An 18,360-nucleotide genomic window follows, 5' to 3' on the forward strand; every position below is an offset into this window, starting at 1 on the left:
AATCGGACGCATGGATCTGCCGGTGATGCCGCCCGTGAAGCCGATGCTCGCCAAGTCGGTGGCGAAGATCCCGCCGGGCATGCACTACGAGGCGAAGTGGGACGGGTTCCGCGCGATCGTGTTCCGGGACGGGGCCGAGGTCGAGTTGGGCAGCCGTACCGGAAAGCCGCTGACCAGGTACTTTCCGGAGCTGGTTGCGGCGTTGCAGGAGCGGGTGCCCGAGCGGTGCGTGCTGGACGGGGAGATCGTGATCGCGCGGGGCGGGCGGCTGGACTTCGACGCGCTGACCGAGCGGATCCATCCGGCGGACTCGCGGGTGCGGATGCTGGCCGAGAAGACCCCGGCCTCCTTCGTGGCGTTCGACCTGCTGGCGCTGGACGACCATGCCCTGCTCGACGTGCCGTTGTCCGACCGGCGGGCCCTGCTGGAGCGGGCGCTGTCCGGGGTGAGCGCACCGGTGCATCTGGCGCCGGCGACGACCGACGTGGAGGTGGCGCAGCGGTGGTTCGAGCAGTACGAGGGCGCCGGTCTGGACGGGGTCGTCGCCAAGCCGCTCGATCTGCGCTATCTGCAGGACGAGCGGGCCATGTTCAAGATCAAGCACGAGCGGACGGCGGATGTCGTCGTGGCGGGCTACCGGTTCCACAAGAGCGGACCGGTGGTGGGCTCGCTGCTGCTGGGCCTGTACGACGACCGGGGCGCCCTGCAGCACGTGGGCGTGTCGGCGGCCTTCGCCATGAAGAAGCGCGCCGAGCTGGTCGAGGAGCTGGAGCCGCTGCGGATGGACGACGTGACCGGGCACCCGTGGGCGGCATGGGGCGACGAGGCGGCGCACGAGACGGCTCGGCTGCCGGGGGCGCCGAGCCGCTGGTCGGGCAAGAAGGACCTGTCCTGGGTGCCGATCCGGCCGGAGCGGGTCGCCGAGGTGGCCTACGACCACATGGAGAACGGCGCCCGCTTCCGGCACACGGCCCGCTTCCGCCGGTGGCGCCCGGACCGGGCACCGGAGAGCTGCACCTACGCACAGCTGGAGGAGCCGGTGCGCTACGACCTCGCGGAGATCCTCGGGGCCAAGGAGGACGGCTCCTAGGTCCGGCCCGCAACGCCCTTCGGGTCGCAGGCGTCGACGGTCACGGTGACGCCGGTGGGGCCGGTCCGCTGCAGGTCGGACGCCCAGATGCCGCCTAGGGCTGCATCAGGATCTTGATCGCGCCGTCCTGCTTGTGCTGGAACATCTCGTACGCGGTCGGGGCCTCGTCGAGCGGCAGCCGGTGCGTGGCGAAGTCATCGACGCCGAGTGGGTCCTCGTCCGTGAGGTAGGGCATGATCGCGTCGGTCCACCGGCGGACATTGGCCTGCCCCATCCGCATCTGGATCTGCTTGTCGAACAGGGTGAGCATCGGGATCGGGTCGGCCGTGCCGCCGTAGACGCCGACGAGGGAGAGCGTGCCGCCCCGCCGGACCAGCTCGATGGCCAGGTGGAGGGCGCCGAGCCGGTCGACACTGAAGCGTTCCGCGAGTGGCGCGCCCAGCTTGCGGGGCAGCATCGCGGACGCCTGCTGGGCGAGCCGGGCCGCGGCGCTGCCGTGGGCCTCGGTGCCGACGGCGTCGATCACGGCGTCCGGGCCGCGGCCGTCGGTCGCATCGCGGATCACGTGGACCAGTTCCTTCTCGTCGTCGAAGGCCCTGAGGTCGTACGTCCGCACACCTCGCCGGCTCGCCCGGGCCAGCCGCTCGGGCACCAGGTCGACGCCGAACACCCGCTCGGCTCCCCGGGCGATCGCGACCCGGCAGGCCATGTCGCCGATCGGGCCGAGGCCGAGGACGGCGAGGCTGCCGCCGGGCGGGACGGACGCGTACTCGACGGCCTGCCAGGCGGTGGGCAGCACGTCCGAGAGGTAGACGAACCGGTCGTCCGGCGGGCCCTCGGGCACCTTGATCGGGCCGTACTGCGCCTGCGGGACGCGCAGGTACTCGGCCTGGCCGCCCGGCACGGCGCCGTACAGGCGGGTGTAGCCGAACAGGGCGGCGCCCATACCCTCGCCGGTGACCTGGGTCGTCTCGCACTGGGTGGGCAGCCCGGTCAGGCACATCCAGCAGTCTCCGCAGGCGATCTGGAACGGGACCACGACCCGGTCGCCCGCGGCGAGGTCCGGCACCCCGGCACCGACCTCCTGGACGATGCCCATCGGTTCGTGGCCGAGGATGTCACCCGGGGTCATGAACGGGGTGAGCACCTCGTACAGATGCAGATCCGAGCCGCACAGGCCGCTGGACGTGATGCGGATGACGGCATCGGTGGGCTGTTCGATCCGCGGGTCGGGCACGTCCTCCACCCGCACGTCCCGCCTGCCCTGCCAGGTGACTGCCTTCATGAGGTCGCGCTCCCTTGCTCGCGTGCGCGCCGGTTCGCCCTGGCGCGTCCGGTTTGCGGTGGCGCCCGGGTACCCGCGCGTGCCGCGACCGACACCTCGCCGCCCCGGCGGATCGGACCGCCCGGGCCACGCCGTCGACCCGATCGATCCATCGATCCACGGAACGCGCATGACCGGAACCGACCAGGGATGGCCCGCGATGACCGATGAGCACACAATCGACCTATACGAACGGGGGCAACGGTGGCCATAGGACGCAGCGCGCGCACACGACGTACGGCACTGACGGCGGCCCTGGTCGCCGTCACGATGACGGTCTCCCTGACGGCGGGCTGCACACGGCACGGCCCGGCCGACGACGGCCACGCCCCGCACCGGACCGCGTCGCCGACCGGCCCGGCCGCGCCCGCGGACGGCTCACCGCTCGCCGTGAAGATCGACAACGTGCCGGCGGCCCGCCCGCAGACGGGACTCGATGCGGCGGACGTCGTGTACGCGGAGCAGGTCGAGGGCGGCCTGAGCCGCCTGATGGCGGTGTACGCCACCACCCTTCCCAAAGCGGTCGGCCCGGTGCGCAGCGCCCGCGAGTCCGATCTGGAGCTGCTGCGCCAGTTCGACGAGCCGACGCTGGCGTTCTCCGGAGCCCAGCGCAAGCTGCTGCCGCTGATCCACCAGGCCCCGGTGCGGGCCGAGTCGCCCGACGAGGCCGGAGACGCCTACTACCGGGGCACCGGCAGGGCCGCACCGCACAACCTGTATCTGCACCCCGCCCGGCTGCTGCCCTCCGCGCCGGGCAAGGCCGCGCTGACCACCGGGTTCCGCTACGGTCCGGCGCCCTCCGGTGGCACTCCCGAACACGCGCGGACGGTGCGCTTTCCGTCGGCGCGCTTCACCTTCACCTGGTCAGCGGGGCGGGGCGGCTGGCTGGTCGCGATGGACGGCACGCCGACGGTGACGACCGACGGCGGGCGGCCGGCGCCGGCGACGGTCGTCGTGCAGTACGTGAAGATCCGTGCGTCGCAGTACCACGACGCACTCGGCAACAGCACCCCGTACACCGAGACGGTCGGCTCCGGAAAGGCCGAGGTGCTGCGGGACGGCCGGTCCTTCGACGCCACCTGGTCCCGGCCGTCCGCCACGGACGGCACGGCGTTCACGGCGGCGGACGGCAGCCCGATGAACTTCGCCGCCGGCCAGGTGTGGGTGGTGTTCGCCGAGGCCCCCTCCTGACCGGCCCCGCCGTTCAGCCCTGCCGGGCGACCAGCGGCTCGGCCGGGTTGCGCAGGTCCTCGGCGGCGTCCGCGACCCGGCGGATCAGGTCGAAGAAGACGGTCTGCTCCTCGGCGGAGAGCGGGGCGAGGAAGACCTGGTTCATCCGCGCGGTGCGCACGGTCAGCTTGCGGTGCACGCGCAGGCCCTCATCGGTGAGGCGCAGCAAGAAGCGGCGGCCGTCCTGCGGGTCGCGGACCTTGTGCAGCAGCTCGCGGCGGGTGAGCCTGCTGATGACCTCGGCGATGGTCGACCGGTCCAGGCCCACCCGCTCCCCCACGGTCCGCTGGTCGAGACCCGGCTCGGCGACGAGTGTGTTCAGCACCGCGAACTGCGGTGAGGTGATCTCCTCGGAGACCATGGTGTTCCACAGCAGGTAGTGCGCCTGCTGGAGCCGCCGGGCCAGGTGCCCGGGATGGGTGGCGAGGTCCACCGCGGCCATGAGCGCTCCCCTGATCGATTCGTTGGTGTACTGAACGATACTCGCCGGTGGCGCACGTGTCTGCAGGGAGAATCGCGTGTACCACGAGGTATTGACGGTTTCCGTATCCGATGGCAGCGTGAGGAGCACCTCGATGAAATACTCAGTGCGCTGATTAATTGCAGAGATGAGGCTTCACGGATGGACAAGGTGGTCGCCACTGCCCTGGAGGCGGTGGCCGATGTGCCGGACGGCGCGTCCCTCTCGGTCGGCGGCTTCGGGCTGAGCGGTGTGCCGAACGTACTGATCCAGGCGCTGTACGAGCGCGGGACGACCGGTCTGGGCGTGGTGTCGAACAACTGCGGTGCGATGGAGTCCGGCCTCGCGGTGCTGCTGGCCGCCGGCCGGATCTCCCGGGTGACCGGCTCCTACATCGGCGGCAACAAGGAGTTCGCCCGCCAGTACCTGTCCGGCGAACTGGAGGTCGAGCTGATCCCGCAGGGCACGCTCGCCGAGCGGCTGCGCGCGGGCGGCGCCGGGATCCCCGCCTTCTACACCCCGGCCGGTGTGGGCACACAGGTCGCCGAGGGCGGGCTGCCGTGGCGGTACGACGGTGCGGGCGGGGTCGCGCTCGCCTCGCCGCCGAAGGAGGTCCGGGAGTTCGACGGCGTGGCGTACGTCCTGGAGCGGGGCATCCGCACCGACTTCGCGCTGGTCCGCGCCGCCAGGGGCGACCGGCACGGCAACCTCGTCTTCGGCAAGTCCTCCCGGAACTTCAACCCCCTTGCCGCGATGGCCGGCCGGGTGACCGTCGCCGAGGTGGAGGAGCTGGTGGAACCCGGCGAGATCGACCCGGACACGGTGCACCTGCCCGGCGTCTTCGTGCAGCGCGTGGTGGCGCTGACCCCCGAGCAGGCGACGGACAAGAAGATCGAGCAGCGGACGGTGAGGTCCTGATGGCCTGGACACGCGAGGAGATGGCCGCCCGCGCGGCCCGCGAACTGAAGGACGGCCAGTACGTCAACCTCGGCATCGGCCTGCCGACGCTGATCCCGAACCATCTGCCGCCGGGCGTCGAGGTGGTCCTGGAGTCGGAGAACGGCATCCTCGGCACCGGTCCGTACCCCGCCGAGGGCGAGGTCGACCCGGATCTGATCAACGCCGGCAAGGAGACCGTGACGGTCCTGCCGGGCGCCTCCTACTTCGACTCGGCCCTCAGCTTCGCGATGATCCGGGGCGGGCACATCGACGTGGCCGTGCTGGGCGCGATGCAGGTGTCCGCGGGCGGCGACCTGGCCAACTGGGCGGTCCCGGGGAAGCTGGTCACCGGGATCGGCGGGGCGATGGACCTGGTGCACGGCGCCCGTACGGTCGTCGTCGTCATGACGCACACGGCCAAGGACGGCTCCCCGAAGATCCTGGAGCAGTGCACGCTTCCGCTCACGGGCAAGGCGTGTGTGAACCGAGTCATCACGGACCTGGCGGTACTGGACGTCACGGACGCGGGGCTCGTCCTGGTCGAGACCGCACCGGGCGTGGGCGTCGAAGACGTCGTCACCAGGACCGACGCTGAACTGACCATCGGGGAGAACGTGCTGTGAATCCTGTTTACATCGTCGACGCCGTCCGCACCCCGATCGGCCGCTACAACGGCGGGCTGTCCTCCGTGCGACCCGACGACCTCGCCGCCCACGCCCTCCGCGAACTCCTCGCCCGCACGCCCGACCTGGACCCCTCCCGCATCGACGACGTCTACTTCGGCAACGCCAACGGCGCCGGAGAGGAGAACCGCAACGTCGCCCGTATGGCCGCCCTGCTCGCGGGCCTGCCGACCTCGGTACCGGGCGTGACGGTCAACCGGCTGTGCGCCTCCGGCCTCGAGGCGGTGATCCAGGCCGCCCGCGCCATCGCGGTCGGCGACGCACGGATCGCCGTGGCGGGCGGTGTGGAGTCGATGACTCGCGCGCCGTACGTCCTGCCCAAGTCGGACAAGCCCTTCCCCGCCGCACACGCCGAGCTGTACTCGACCACGCTCGGCTGGCGCATGGTCAACCCGGGGATGGACCCGCAGTGGACCGTCCCGCTCGGGGAGAGCGCCGAGCTGATCGCCGACAAGCACAAGATCAGCCGCGAGCAGCAGGACGAGTACGCGCTGCACAGCCATCGGAAGGCGGCCGCGGCCCAGCAACAGGGTCTGTTCGACGCCGAGTCGGCGCCCGTTCCGGTCCCGCAGCGCAAGAGCGACCCGGTCGACTTCGCCGCCGACGAGTGCGTACGGCCCGACGCCTCCCTGGCCGCCATGGCGAAGCTCAAGCCCTCGTTCCGCGGCAGGGGAGGCACCGTCACCGCGGGCAACGCCTCCCCGCTCAACGACGGCGCCGCCGCCCTGCTCCTCACCGACGAGGAGGGTCTGAAGGCCACCGGCCGCGAACCCCTCGCCCGGGTCACCGCGACCGGGGTGTCGGGAATCGACCCGCAGTACTTCGGGCTCGCTCCCGTCGAGGCCGTCAACCGCGCCCTCGCCAAGGCGGGCAAGGATTTCGACGACCTGTCCGTGCTGGAACTCAACGAGGCGTTCGCCGCCCAGGTCCTCGGCTGTGCCGCCGAATGGCCCGAGTTCGACCCGGCGATCCTCAACCCCCAGGGCGGAGCCATCGCCCTCGGCCACCCGCTCGGCGCCTCCGGCGCCCGGCTCGCCGGCACCGTGGCCCACCAGCTCGCCCGTCGTGGCTCCGGCACCGGCGTGGCCACCCTCTGCATCGGCGTGGGCCAGGGCCTGGCCCTCGTCCTCGATCGCTGAGGACTCGCCTTCCCACATCAAGGACTCCTCCTCGAACGCCAAGGAAGCGTCAGGTATCCCCCAATGCCCCTCACCCAGCAGGACATCGACCAGGAGATCGCGGCCGAGCACGCCGCGTACGAGAAGCGGGTCGCCGACGGAGCGCCCGTCGAACACCACCCGCGCCGTGACTACGCGCCCTATCGCTCCTCCGTGCTCCGCCACCCCAAGCAGCCCCTGGTCGCCATCGACACCCGCCGGGACCCCGAACTGGTGGAACTGCACTCCCCCGCCTTCGGGGAGCGCGACCTCACCGACATCGACAACGACCTCACCCGGCAGCACACCGGCCAGCCGGTCGGTGAGCGGATCACCGTGTCCGGACGGCTCCTGGACCGTGCCGGACGCCCGGTCCGCGGCCAGCTCGTCGAGATCTGGCAGGCCAACTCGGCCGGCCGCTACGCCCACCGGCGTGAGCAGCACGACGCCCCGCTGGACCCCAACTTCACCGGTGCCGGCCGCACCCTGACGGACGCCGAGGGCCGCTACCACTTCACCACCGTCCAGCCCGGCCCCTACCCCTGGCGCAACCACGTGGGCGCCTGGCGCCCGGCGCACATCCACTTCTCGGTCTTCGGCACGGCGTTCTCCCAGCGGCTGGTGACGCAGATGTACTTCCCGAACGACCCGCTGTTCCCGTACGACCCGATCCTGCAGTCCGTGACGGACGACGCGGCCCGGCAACGGCTGGTCGCCACCTACGACCACGGCCTGTCGGTGCCGGAGTTCTCCCTCGGCTACCACTGGGACATCGTGCTGGACGGCCCGGCCGCCACCTGGATCGAGGAAGGACGCTGACGGAAGCGATGACGAAGATCGACACGCGCGGCCCGCAGAGCGTGCTGCCCACCCCCTCCCACACGGTCGGCCCCTTCTACGGGTACGCGCTGCCGTTCCGCGGCGGCGAGGACATCGCCCCCCTGGAGCACCCCGACACGGTCACGGTGCACGGATACGTCCTCGACGGCGAAGGCGATCCGCTCCCGGACGCCCTCGTCGAGCTGTGGGGGCCGCGCCCGGACGGCACCGTCCCGCAGGTGGACGGCTCCATGCGGCAGGACCCGGCGACCGGCGGCCATCTGGGCCGCAACGGTGTGGAGTTCACCGGCTGGGGCCGCATCCAGACCGACGCGAACGGCCACTGGTACGCGCGGACGCTGCGGCCCGGCGCGCGGGGGCGGAGCGCCCCGTACCTGAGCGTGTGCGTCTTCGCGCGCGGCCTGCTCGTGCACCTGTTCACCCGGATCTACCTGCCGGGCGACGAGGCCGCGCTCGCCGCGGACCCGCTGCTCACCCGGGTGGGCGACCGGCGCGACACGCTGATCGCCGGCGACGAGGGCGGCAGCACCTACCGTTTCGACATCCGCCTTCAGGGCGAAGGCGAGACGGTCTTCCTGGAGTTCCAGTGACATCTGAGTCCCCGCCGTACGCCGACACGGGTCTGCTCGCCCCCGAGTGGGGGCTGTCCGAGGCCGCCTCCGAGACCGGCGACCACGCCTATCTGCGAGCCCTGCTCGACGCCGAGGCCGCGCTGACCCGGGCGCAGGCCGTGCTCGGGCTCGCCCCGGCCGAGGCCGCGGCGGCGGTGACCGAGGCGGCCGTCCCGGCGAACTTCGGCATCCGTTCCCTGGCGGCCCGCACCCCGGCGGGCGGCAACCCGGTCATCCCGCTGGTCGCCGACCTGACGGCGGCGGTCGGCGAGAAGTACGGCCCCTACGTCCACCGGGGCGCGACCAGCCAGGACATCATGGACACGGCCACGATGCTGGTCGCCGTACGCACCCTGGGGCCGATCCTCGCCGACCTCGGCCGCACCGAGCGGGCGCTGGCCGGGCTCGCGGCGGAGCACCGCGACACGCCGATGCCCGGTCGGACGCTCACCCAGCACGCCGTACCCACGACGTTCGGGTTGAAGGCGGCCGGCTGGCGCTCGCTGATCCTGGACGCACGCGACCGCGTCACCCGGGTCCGGGACTCGCTCCCCGCCCAACTCGGCGGCGCGGCGGGGACCTTGGCGGCCTTCCAGACGTACGGCGCCCAGGACGCGGATGCGCCGACCCAGGCGTACGCCCGCGAAGTCGGCCTCGCGGCACCGGCGTTGCCCTGGCACACGCTGCGCACGCCCGTCGCCGACCTGGCCGGCTGCCTGGCCCTCACCGCGGGGGCGCTGGGCAAGCTCGCTGTGGACGTGCTGACGCTGTCGCGCACCGAGGTCGGCGAAGTGAGCGAGGGCAGTGGTGGCGGCTCCTCCGCCATGCCGCACAAGGCGAACCCGGTGCGCGCCACGCTCCTCGCCGCCGCCGCCCGGCGCGCCCCGCAGCTCGCGGCCACGCTGTACGGCTCCCTGGCCGCCGAGGACGAGCGGCCGGCGGGTGCCTGGCACGCCGAGTGGGAGCCGCTGCGCGACCTGCTCCGGCTGGTGGGCGGTGCGGCCGCGCACGCGGCCGCACTGACCGAAGGGCTGCGTGTGCATCCCGCCGCGATGCGCCGGAACCTCGGCACGACCCGGGGTCTGATCGTCTCCGAACGGCTGTCCGCCGCGCTGGCACCCGTTCTCGGCCGGGCGCGGGCCAAGGAGCTGCTGACCGAACTGGCCTGCCGCGTCCACGAGGAGGGCCGCTCGCTGCGTGAACTCCTCGCCGAGGAAGCAGAGTTGAGGGACGTCGAGCTGGACGACCTCACGGACCCCGCCCACTACACCGGATTCGCCGGTGCCCTCACCGACCGTGCCCTGGAGCGACGTTGACCGTGAAACTCCTCAACCATCTGGAAGAAGGCCCGGCCTCCGCTCCCCCGCTGCTGCTCGGCCCGTCGCTCGGCACCTCGTACGCCCTGTGGGACGCGGTCGCGCCCGAGCTGTCGATCACCCACCGGGTGGTGCGCTGGGACCTGCCGGGGCACGGCGGTTCGGCGCCCGACCTGATCGGGCCGGGGGCCACCGTCGGCGACCTCGCCACGCTGGTGCTGGCGCTCGCCGACGCGCTCGGCATCGAGCGGTTCGCCTATGCGGGCGTGTCGCTCGGCGGCGCGGTCGGACTGCATCTGGCCGTGCACCACCCCGAGCGGCTGACCTCGCTGGCCGTCATCTGCTCCTCCGCGCACTTCGGCGGCGGCGCGCCCTGGCGGGAGCGGGCCGAGCGGGTGCGGCAGGAGGGGCTTGAGTGGCTGGTGGAGAGCGCCGACGCGCGGTGGTTCACGCCCGGCTTCACCGTGCCGCGGCTGGTGCGGGACCACCGGGAGGCCGACCCGGAGGCGTACGCCGCCTGCTGCGACGCGCTGGCCGCGTTCGACCTGCGCGACCGGCTCGCCGACATCGCCGTACCGACTCTGCTCGTGGCGGGCCGACAGGATCCGGCGACGCCGCCCGCGCATCTGCGGGAGATCGCGGACGCGGTGCCCGCGGCCGCCCTCGTGGAGCTGCCCAGGGCGTCGCACCTCGCCCCCGCGCAGTGCCCGCAGGCCGTCCTGACCGCCCTGCGCACCCAGCTGACCGGGGCTCAGGCGAGCGGGATGGCGGTGCGCCGGCAGGTGCTGGGCGATGCGCACGTCGACCGGGCGCAGGCCCGGCAGACCCTGTTCACCGCGCGGTTCCAGGACTTCATCTCCCGCTACGCCTGGGGGGAGATCTGGACCGACCCGACCCTCTCGCGCCGCGAGCGCAGCATGATCACACTGACCGCGCTGGTCGCGCACGGCCACTACGACGAGCTGGCCCTGCACGTCCGGGCGGCGCGGCGGGGCGGGCTGACACCGGAGGAGATCGGCGCGGTGCTGCTGCAGACCGCGGTGTACTGCGGGGTGCCCGCGGCCAACTCCGCGTTCGCGACGGCCCAGCGGGTGCTCGCCGAGGAGGACGGGAAGGACGAGGACGCGGCGCCCGACCGAGGGTGACCCTGCTGGTCGTAGCTTCAGCAGCACCTCCTTCCCGGGGGCGGGCCGTGCCTGGGGTGGGGGCATGTCGACTGTTCTGATCACGGGCGCCACCTCCGGGCTCGGCCGGTACATCGCCTTCGAACTGGTCCGGGGCGGCCATCTCGTGCTGGCCCACGGCCGCGACCGGGCACGCACCGAGCAGCTGGTCGCGGAGCTGCGCACCGAGGGCCGGGCGGAGGGGTTCGTCGCCGATCTGGCCTCGCTCGCCGAGGTGCGCGAGCTGGGCGCCCGGGTCGCCCGGGGCCATCCCGAGCTGGATGTGCTGATCAACAACGCGGGCGTCGGCGGCGGTCCGCACGGCTCCGGGCGCGAGCTGAGCGCCGACTGCCACGAGCTGCGGCTCGCGGTGAACTACCTGGCGCCGGTGGCCCTGACCCGCGCCCTGTTGCCGGTCCTGCGCGCCGACCCGCCGGCCCGGATCGTGAACGTCGGCTCGGCCGGGCAGGAGCCGCTGGACTTCGCCGACCCGGGCCTGACCCGTGGCTACAGCGGCGTGTCGGCGTACTGCCGCAGCAAGTTCGCGCTGGCGGCCCACACGTTCACGCTCGCAGAGGAGCTGGCGGGCACCGGGGTGTCCGTCAACGTGCTGCACCCGGCGACCTACATGGACACGACGATGGTGCGCGACGCGGGCGTGACGCCGTGGAACACGGTCGCCGACGGCGCGCCGGGCGTCCTGGCCCTGGCCACCCAGGACCTGGGCACGGGCCGCTATTTCGACGGCACGAGTCCGTCACGGGCGCACGAGGCGACGTACGACCCCGAGGTGCGCAAGCACCTGGCGTCGGTCACCGACCAGCTGCTGGCCGTCTGACCTGGGGTCTGTCGTCGAAGTACCCTCTGCCCCGCGACGCCTGGCCCGCACCTAGCGCAGTCCCCGCCCCGTCTCCAGCACCTCCCGCGCCTGCGCCACCAGTCCGTCCGCCCCGATCGAACGGGCCAGCGCCAGGCCCCGGTTGAGTTCCGCGACCGAGCGGATCGCGATGCCGTACTCGACCCGGGCCGCCGCGTGCTCGTACTGGCAGGGCGAGGCCTCCAGATAGGCGACGGCCTGGGCGGCCAGGTGGACCGCCCGCTGGCCGGTCTCCAGAGCGGCGGCACAGCGCAGGGCCTCACCGATGGCGGTGTCCGTGCCGAACCGCTCGGCCTGCCGGCGGGCGTCCGCGGCGAGCTGGGCGGCCCGGGCCGGGTCCTGCGTGGCGAGGGCCTTGGCGAGGTCGATCGACCAGGGTGCGAGGACGGGGTTGTGGCCGCCACGCGAGGCGGCGGTCTTCTCGGCGGCCTCCAGCTCGTTGATGCCCTCCTCGGTACGGCCCGTCGCGAGCAGCAGCCGACCGCGTACGGAGCGGATGTCGGGCAGCACGATCGTGGACGGGTAGGGCGGGCCGAAGCCGTACTGCTCGGCGATCGACCAGGCCTCCTCGACATGGCCGCGAGCCAGCAGGGTGTCGACGAGTCCGCAGGTCGACGACCAGTACAGCGGCAGGCCGCGGCCGACGCGCTCGGCGAGGTTCAGCGCCTCGCGCAGCGTGGTCTCGGCGTCGCGGAGCCGGCCCTGCCTGCGGTAGGCGAGGCCGAGGAAGGCGTTGGCCAGGGAGAGGTGGCCACCGCGCCAGCCGGCGCCGGTGTAGGCGCGCAGGGCCTCGGCGAACAGGCTCTCGGCGCGGTCGAGCCGGTCGGCGTAGGCGTACGCGCTGCCGAGCATCATCAGCAGTTCGATGCCCCACTCGCCGTCGGTCCAGCCGAGGCCGGGTGCGAGGCGGCCGTTGACGAGGGCGCGGTCGCACAGCTGGAGGACCTCCTCGGCGTTCTCGCCGTGGGTCATCGCGTCGAAGCCGCGCAGGATCAGCAGGGCGCGCTCGGAGTTGTCCCGGCCGGTGCAGGTGCCGGCCAGCTCGGCCAGACGCCGCGAGCGTTCCTGGGAGACGGTCTCGCCGTGGATGCCCTCCCACATGAACTGCACGGCCTGCAGCCGCAGTTTGACCGGGCCCGCCTCGTGCCGGGCGGCCTCGGCCTCGACCGTGCGGACGGCCTCCTCCAGCTGGTCGTTGTGGAGCAGCGCTTGGGAGAGCCGGACCACGGCGTCGACCCGCTGGGTTCCGCTCAGGCCGGGCATGGCGAGCGCGGACTGCAGATGCTCGACGGTGACCGCGGGTGCGGTGAGCAGGGTGGCGTGGCCCAGTTCGAAGAGCACCTGTGCGTGCGACTCGGGGAGCGGCGGCTCTGCCAGTGCGCGCTCCAGGCAGCGGCGGGCCGCGTCGGGCGCGCCGACGGCCAGGTGCTCGCGGGCCGCCTCGCGCAGCTGCTCGACGAGTTCCTCGTCGTCGTCCGGGTGCACCTTGAGCAGGTGCCGGGAGGCCTCGGCGGCGCTGTGCCCGGTCTCGGTGAGGATCTGCGCGGCGACGCCGTGCATGGCGGTGCACACACCCGGCGGGATGGAGTTGTAGACGGCGGAGGCGATCAGCGGGTGGACGAACTCCAGCTCGCCCTCCTCGGTCTCGGCGCCGGCCGCCGGGTCGGGTTCGGTGAGGATGCGGGCGGTGCGGAGCAGGTCGGCGCAGCCCTCGGCGACCTCGGGGTTCATGGAGGCGAGCCGTGCGACGAGGTCGACGGAGATGCCGGTGCCCAGGATGGCGGCGGCCCAGGCGAACTGGGTGGCGTCGATGCCGAGTCCCTTGAGCCGGTCGACCAGGCCGCCGCCGCGGGCGGAGCGGTTCAGGTCGCGCAGTTCGCCGGCCCGGGACTCGACCGGATGGACCTCGCTGTCCAGCACCTTGGCGAGGAGTTCGACGGTGTCGTACGGATTGCCGCCGGTGACGGCCCAGACCTCGCGGCAGAACGGGTCGTCGGCGTGCCGGCCGACGGTGGCACGGGTGAGCCCGGCGGTGGCCTCCGGGGTGAGGGCGCTGAGGTTGTTGACGGGACGGCCCGCCGCTGCGGCGACCGCTTCGAGGTGGCGGGCACTCTCGCCCCTCACATCGCCGGGGCGGCGGGCGACCAGGACCAGCACCGACAGGTCGTCCAGGCGTTCGGCGAACGCGGCGAGCCAGCGCAGGGTCTCCTGGTCGGCCCAGTGGGCGTCGTCGATGATCAGCACCAGCGGCCACTCACGCCGGGCGAGCCGGCGCACGGCCGCGACGAGCCCGTCGCAGACGTACTGCGGGTCGACGCTGCCCTCGCCGGGGTCCACTATCCCGAGGGCGGGGCCCGCGATGTCGTACCAGTCCCCGAGGTACTCGCGGGCCTCCTCCGGGAGCAGGGAGACCAGCGCCGGCTGCAGCAGCTGCCGCACCACGTTGAACGGCACGGACTTCAGGGTCTCGCCGCCGCGGGCGTACCACACCGTGCAGCCGCGGCGCTCGGCGATACGACGGGTCTCGGTGAGCAGCGCGGTCTTGCCGAGTCCGGCCTCGCCCCGGAAGACCAGCAGGCTGCCCGCGGATGACTGATCGGCACACAGGGCGTCGAGCGTCCGCATGACGGTGGCGATCTCCGCGTCCCGCTCCCACAGGGAAGCAGCGGCGGCCGCCGACGGCCGTCCCTCCGTCATCCCGTTACCTCCCCAGGTCGCCCGAATGACGTACAGACCACGAGCGTAGCCGTCCGATGGGATGTGTGGAGGCCGGTCCGGGCAGGTGTTGCCCCGCCGGGTGAACGATGTGGCGAGTGGGCGACGTGCACGCCGTCCCACCAGCCGCTGTGGAGCCGACGAACCGTCAACAGGGCCTGGAATGAAGCTGATTTTCGAACCCCCGGGAGACCCCGGGGATCATGGGGAACGACACGACCGCGACGATCACGGATCCCGCGGCGATCGCGGATCCCGCGACGACACAGCCGCCCGCACACCGACGGTGCGGGCGGTGGCGGCGGGGTCGGTGGGCAATCTCGTCGAGTGGTACGAGTTCGGCGTCTACGGCTATCTGGCCACCGTCCTCGCCGAACGGTTCTTCACCTCGGCGGGCGGAACCCCGACCGAGGGCCTGGTGCGCACGTACGCCTCCTTCGCGCTGGCGTTCTTCTTCCGGCCCCTCGGCGCGGCCCTGTTCGGCAGGCTGGGCGACCGGATCGGGCGGCGTCCGGTGCTGATCGCGGTGATCGTACTGATGACGGCCGCGACGACGCTGATCGGCGTGCTGCCGACGTACGCCACCGCGGGCGCCCTGGCACCGTGGCTGCTGACATTCCTGAGGGTCCTTCAGGGGTTGTCGGCAGGCGGGGAGTTCGGTGGTGCCGTCGCGCTGATGACCGAGTTCGCCCCGCCGGGGCGGCGCGGTCTGTACGGCGCGTGGCAGTCGTTCACGGTGGCGTTGGGCCTGCTGGGCGGTGCCGGGGTCGCGGCGGCGACGGCCACGGTGCTAGGCGAGGACCAACTCGCCGTCTGGGGCTGGCGGTTGCCGTTCCTTCTGGCGTTGCCGCTGGGTCTGGTGGCACTGTGGCTGCGGGTCGGGCTGGAGGAGACGCCGGAGTTCCGGGAGCGGGAGCGGACGGCTGTCGGCCCAGGTGGCGCCGGGGTGGTCGCGTCGACGGTGCTGCTGGGCGTCGGGCGGGTCATGGGCTGGTCGGCGGCCGGATACACGTTCCTCGTCGTCCTGCCCTCGTATCTCCAGGCCTCGCTGCACACGGGCGTCCGGGAGGCGCTGCTCGCCACCGTGCCGGCCACCATCGGGTTCGCCGCGACGATCCTCCCGGCGGGGCTGCTCAGCGACCGGGTCGGGCGGCGTCCGGTGATGCTCACCGGGGCGGTGCTGGTGGCCGGACTCGCGGTGCCGTTGTTCAACCTGTTGCAGAGCGACGGGACTTCGGCCGTGACCAGGGGTGTGGCCACGTGTGCCGCGGGCGCCGTGGTGGGACTGATGGCCGGGCCCGGACCCGCGCTGCTCGCCGAGATGTTCCCGGCACGGGTGCGCTGGACGGGCCTCGGGCTGGCCTACTCCCTGTCGAACGCGGTGTTCTCCGGATGCGCGGGGCTGATCATCACGGAGGCCGTGCACCGGACCGGAAACGTGGACGTACCCGCCTACTACGCGGCGACGGCATGCGCGGTGAGCGCACTGGCGCTGATGAAACGGCAGAGGGGAAAGGTGAGTTGAGCGATGCGGGTGATCGGGCTCATGTCGGGGACGTCGTACGACGCGGTCGACGCGGCGGCCGCCGACCTGCGGCTGGACGGGGACACGCTCGTGCTGAAGCCGCTGGGGATGGTGAGCACGCCGTACGACGGTGGGCTGCGCGATGCGCTCGCCGCGGCGCTGCCGCCGGCCGCCGTCCCGCTCGCCGAGGTGTGCCGCCTCGACACCCTGATCGGGCAGGCGTTCGCCGCGGCGGCGGTCCGGGCCGATCGTGAACTGTGCGATGGAGGCGGCGAGTTGGTGGCCTCGCACGGGCAGACCGTCTACCACTGGGTGGACGGGGGCCGGGTGCACGGCACGCTCCAGCTGGGGCAGCCGGCGTGGATCGCCGAGGCGACCGGGCTGCCGGTGGTCGCCGACTTCCGGTCCCGGGACGTCACCGCCGGCGGCCAGGGCGCGCCCCTGGTGAGCCTGGTCGACCTGCTGTGGCTGCGGGGCCGGCCCGGCACGCCGGTGGCGCTGAACATCGGCGGCATCGCCAATCTGACCGCGCCGGACGGGACCGCCTTCGACACCGGGCCGGGCTGCGCGCTGCTCGACGCGGCGGCCAGGCAGTTCAGCGGCGGGCGCCTGGCCTACGACGCCGACGGGGCGCTGGCCGCGCGGGGCCGGCCGGACCTGCCGCTGCTGGACCGGCTGCTCGCCGAGCCGTACTACGCGCTGGTCCCGCCCAAGACGACCGGCAAGGAGCTGTTCCACGCCGGGTACCTGCGGGCGGCCGGGGTGGACGGCCTGCCCGCGCCGGACGTGCTGGCGACGCTCACCCTGCTGACGGCTCGCACGGTCGCCGACGCGGCACGGTCCGTCGGCGCCACGGAGGTGATCGCCTCCGGCGGAGGCACCCGCAACCCGGTGCTCATGTCCCACCTCCGGGACCTGCTCCCGCAGAGCGCCGTACGCACCTCGGACCAGCTCGGCCTGTCCGCCGCCGCGAAGGAGGCGTACGCCTTCGCGGTCCTCGGCTTCCTCACCGCCCACGGCCTCCCCGGCACCGAGCCGCGCAGCACGGGCGCCCGGCACCCGAGCGTGCTGGGCTCGCTGACACCAGGGCGGGCGGGCCTGCGTCTGCCGCCGGCCCCGCGGGTGGGGCCGGTGCGGCTGGTGGTGGCGGTGTGAGGAAGCCCACCGTGCCGTGCCGTGCCGCACGCCGGCCCGACCGTGGTGACCGGAGCGTGGGGGTCCGCGGCGAAAGCACGGAAATCCGGGGTGAAGGCAGAGAAATCCGAGGTGAAATGTGCCGGTCCGAGGAATTGGCGGCGGATCCTCTCATCCGGCTTTCACCGATGCCTCATACGGTGGGGGCATGACGCAGGTGACTCCTCCCGGGTGGTACCCCGACCCCGGGCAGACGAATGACGGTCCGCCCACCGAGCGCTGGTGGGACGGCAAGGCCTGGACGGACCAGACCCGCCCCGCCGGGACGGCCGCCACGTGGGGTCCCCCGGCGCAGCAGCTTCCCGGCGGCCCGCAGCCGGCTCCCCCGGCGTACGGGGCCGCCTTCCCGGGATATCCGGCGTACCCGGTCCAGCCGGCCGCGCCCCGGCGCGGTCTGCGCACGGGCATAGCCGTCGCGGCGGCGGCCGCGGTCCTGGTGAGCATCGGGGTCGGTGTGTACGCGCTCAGCAAGGACGGCGGGAGCGGCGGGGGCGACGACCGCGCCGGTTCCCAGCAGGGACCGGGCGGGCAGAACGGCGGGCAGGGTGGGTCCGGCGGTTCGGGCGAGTCGCCCTCCCCGGGGCAGTCCGCGGCGCCCAAGATCCAGGGCGGCGGCACGGTGCCGGATCCGGTGAACGGGATCAGCATGCCGGTGCCCAAGGGCTGGACCGGCCAGACGATCAGCGTCGGCGCGCAGGTCACGTCCGACAACTCCTACAAGTGCCCCGGCAACAAGGAGCAGACGTGCACCGCGGGCGGCGCCTACTCGGCACCGGCCGTCGCGCTCGGCACGGAAGGCGACACGGCCGAGGCGGTCGCCAAGGCGGACATCACGGCCAACGCAAAGGAGTCCTACGGCGGCACCACCTACGGCAGCATCACCTCGCACCAGATGCTGGCCTCCAAGGCGGTCACGGTGGCCGGGCAGAAGGGCTACATGGTGCGCTGGAAGGCGGTCACCGCCAACGGCGCCGACGGCTACGTCGAGTCGGTCGCCTTCCCCTCGCCCAACGACACCAAGCAGATCGTCGTGGTGCGCTTCGGCGTGGACGTCGGCCAGAAGGTGTCCGTCATCGACGACATCCTGAAGGGGATCAAGGTCTCGTCGGGCGGCGGGAGCGGCCAGAACGTCTGAGGACACCGGCAGACAGAAGTCGGCCGGGTGGGGTTCCCCTCCGCTCAAGAGGAACCCCACCCGGCCGGGGGGTGCGCGCCGCCCCCGTCCCCACGGTGCGG

16 protein-coding genes are annotated in these 18,360 nt (G+C 73.1%); 13 read left to right on the top strand and 3 right to left on the bottom strand.

All coding sequences use genetic code 11. The features are described from left to right. Positions 1 to 10 precede the first annotated feature (10 nt). Complete coding sequence (locus ACIRVH_RS29185) at positions 11 to 1,090, top strand: ATP-dependent DNA ligase (RefSeq protein WP_403959025.1); 1,080 nt, start codon at positions 11 to 13, stop codon at positions 1,088 to 1,090. A 94-nt stretch (positions 1,091 to 1,184) separates the two neighbouring features. On the opposite strand, the gene ACIRVH_RS29190 is transcribed toward ACIRVH_RS29185, so the two are convergent. Continuing rightward, on the bottom strand, positions 1,185 to 2,375 hold the full coding sequence (locus ACIRVH_RS29190) for a zinc-dependent alcohol dehydrogenase (RefSeq protein ID WP_403959028.1): 1,191 nt from the start codon (positions 2,373 to 2,375) through the stop codon (positions 1,185 to 1,187). Positions 2,376 to 2,624: 249 nt separating this feature from the next. Here ACIRVH_RS29190 and ACIRVH_RS29195 point away from each other — a divergent pair, with 249 nt between their 5' ends. Then, a complete protein-coding gene (locus tag ACIRVH_RS29195; RefSeq protein ID WP_403959176.1) occupies positions 2,625 to 3,605 on the top strand; it encodes a DUF3048 domain-containing protein in 981 nt (326 codons plus the stop codon). 13 nt (positions 3,606 to 3,618) lie between these two features. On the opposite strand, the gene ACIRVH_RS29200 is transcribed toward ACIRVH_RS29195, so the two are convergent. Beyond that, entirely contained in the window at positions 3,619 to 4,086 is a 468-nt protein-coding gene (locus ACIRVH_RS29200; protein ID WP_403959029.1) for a MarR family winged helix-turn-helix transcriptional regulator, read from the bottom strand. A gap of 180 nt (positions 4,087 to 4,266) precedes the next feature. On the opposite strand from ACIRVH_RS29200, the gene ACIRVH_RS29205 reads away from it, so the two are divergent. The 8 genes from ACIRVH_RS29205 (at position 4,267) to ACIRVH_RS29240 (ending at position 11,651) form a co-directional block, all read left to right on the top strand. After that, positions 4,267 to 5,022, top strand: coding sequence for a CoA transferase subunit A (locus tag ACIRVH_RS29205; RefSeq protein ID WP_403959032.1), 756 nt, complete (start codon positions 4,267 to 4,269; stop codon positions 5,020 to 5,022). After that, positions 5,022 to 5,666, top strand: coding sequence for a CoA transferase subunit B (locus ACIRVH_RS29210; RefSeq protein ID WP_403959035.1), 645 nt, complete (start codon positions 5,022 to 5,024; stop codon positions 5,664 to 5,666). The genes ACIRVH_RS29205 and ACIRVH_RS29210 overlap by 1 nt, the downstream gene beginning before the upstream one ends. After that, the gene (locus tag ACIRVH_RS29215) at positions 5,663 to 6,865 is read left to right on the top strand and encodes a thiolase family protein (RefSeq protein ID WP_403959038.1); all 1,203 of its coding nucleotides are present in this window, start codon (positions 5,663 to 5,665) and stop codon (positions 6,863 to 6,865) included. Before ACIRVH_RS29210 ends, ACIRVH_RS29215 begins: the two co-directional genes overlap by 4 nt. Positions 6,866 to 6,928: 63 nt before the next feature. After that, a complete protein-coding gene (gene pcaH, locus ACIRVH_RS29220) occupies positions 6,929 to 7,702 on the top strand; it encodes a protocatechuate 3,4-dioxygenase subunit beta (protein WP_403959040.1) in 774 nt (257 codons plus the stop codon). Between the two features lie 8 nt (positions 7,703 to 7,710). Beyond that, the gene (pcaG, locus tag ACIRVH_RS29225) at positions 7,711 to 8,313 is read left to right on the top strand and encodes a protocatechuate 3,4-dioxygenase subunit alpha (protein WP_403959042.1); all 603 of its coding nucleotides are present in this window, start codon (positions 7,711 to 7,713) and stop codon (positions 8,311 to 8,313) included. Next, positions 8,310 to 9,650: a 3-carboxy-cis,cis-muconate cycloisomerase gene (gene pcaB, locus ACIRVH_RS29230; RefSeq protein WP_403959045.1), complete on the top strand. Its 1,341-nt coding sequence runs from the start codon at positions 8,310 to 8,312 to the stop codon at positions 9,648 to 9,650. Before pcaG ends, pcaB begins: the two co-directional genes overlap by 4 nt. Further along, positions 9,647 to 10,795, top strand: coding sequence for a 3-oxoadipate enol-lactonase (gene pcaD, locus ACIRVH_RS29235; protein ID WP_403959047.1), 1,149 nt, complete (start codon positions 9,647 to 9,649; stop codon positions 10,793 to 10,795). The genes pcaB and pcaD overlap by 4 nt, the downstream gene beginning before the upstream one ends. A 64-nt stretch (positions 10,796 to 10,859) precedes the next feature. Next, positions 10,860 to 11,651 carry an SDR family NAD(P)-dependent oxidoreductase gene (locus tag ACIRVH_RS29240; RefSeq protein WP_403959050.1) on the top strand — a complete coding sequence of 264 codons (792 nt, stop codon included), beginning with the start codon at positions 10,860 to 10,862 and terminating at the stop codon, positions 11,649 to 11,651. Positions 11,652 to 11,702: 51 nt separating this feature from the next. Here the strand turns inward: ACIRVH_RS29240 and ACIRVH_RS29245 are convergent, their stop codons facing one another. Beyond that, positions 11,703 to 14,387: an ATP-binding protein gene (locus ACIRVH_RS29245; RefSeq protein WP_403959053.1), complete on the bottom strand. Its 2,685-nt coding sequence runs from the start codon at positions 14,385 to 14,387 to the stop codon at positions 11,703 to 11,705. 313 nt (positions 14,388 to 14,700) lie between these two features. On the opposite strand from ACIRVH_RS29245, the gene ACIRVH_RS29250 reads away from it, so the two are divergent. The 3 genes from ACIRVH_RS29250 (at position 14,701) to ACIRVH_RS29260 (ending at position 18,259) form a co-directional block, all read left to right on the top strand. Then, complete coding sequence (locus ACIRVH_RS29250) at positions 14,701 to 15,930, top strand: MFS transporter (protein WP_403959056.1); 1,230 nt, start codon at positions 14,701 to 14,703, stop codon at positions 15,928 to 15,930. A 3-nt stretch (positions 15,931 to 15,933) separates the two neighbouring features. Beyond that, positions 15,934 to 17,085, top strand: coding sequence for an anhydro-N-acetylmuramic acid kinase (locus tag ACIRVH_RS29255; RefSeq protein ID WP_403959058.1), 1,152 nt, complete (start codon positions 15,934 to 15,936; stop codon positions 17,083 to 17,085). Positions 17,086 to 17,272: 187 nt separating this feature from the next. Further along, on the top strand, positions 17,273 to 18,259 hold the full coding sequence (locus ACIRVH_RS29260) for a DUF2510 domain-containing protein (RefSeq protein ID WP_403959061.1): 987 nt from the start codon (positions 17,273 to 17,275) through the stop codon (positions 18,257 to 18,259). Positions 18,260 to 18,360 lie beyond the last annotated feature (101 nt).

It is taken from the genome of Streptomyces sp. NPDC101165 (genome assembly GCF_044768135.1).
Lineage (GTDB): Bacteria > Actinomycetota > Actinomycetes > Streptomycetales > Streptomycetaceae > Streptomyces.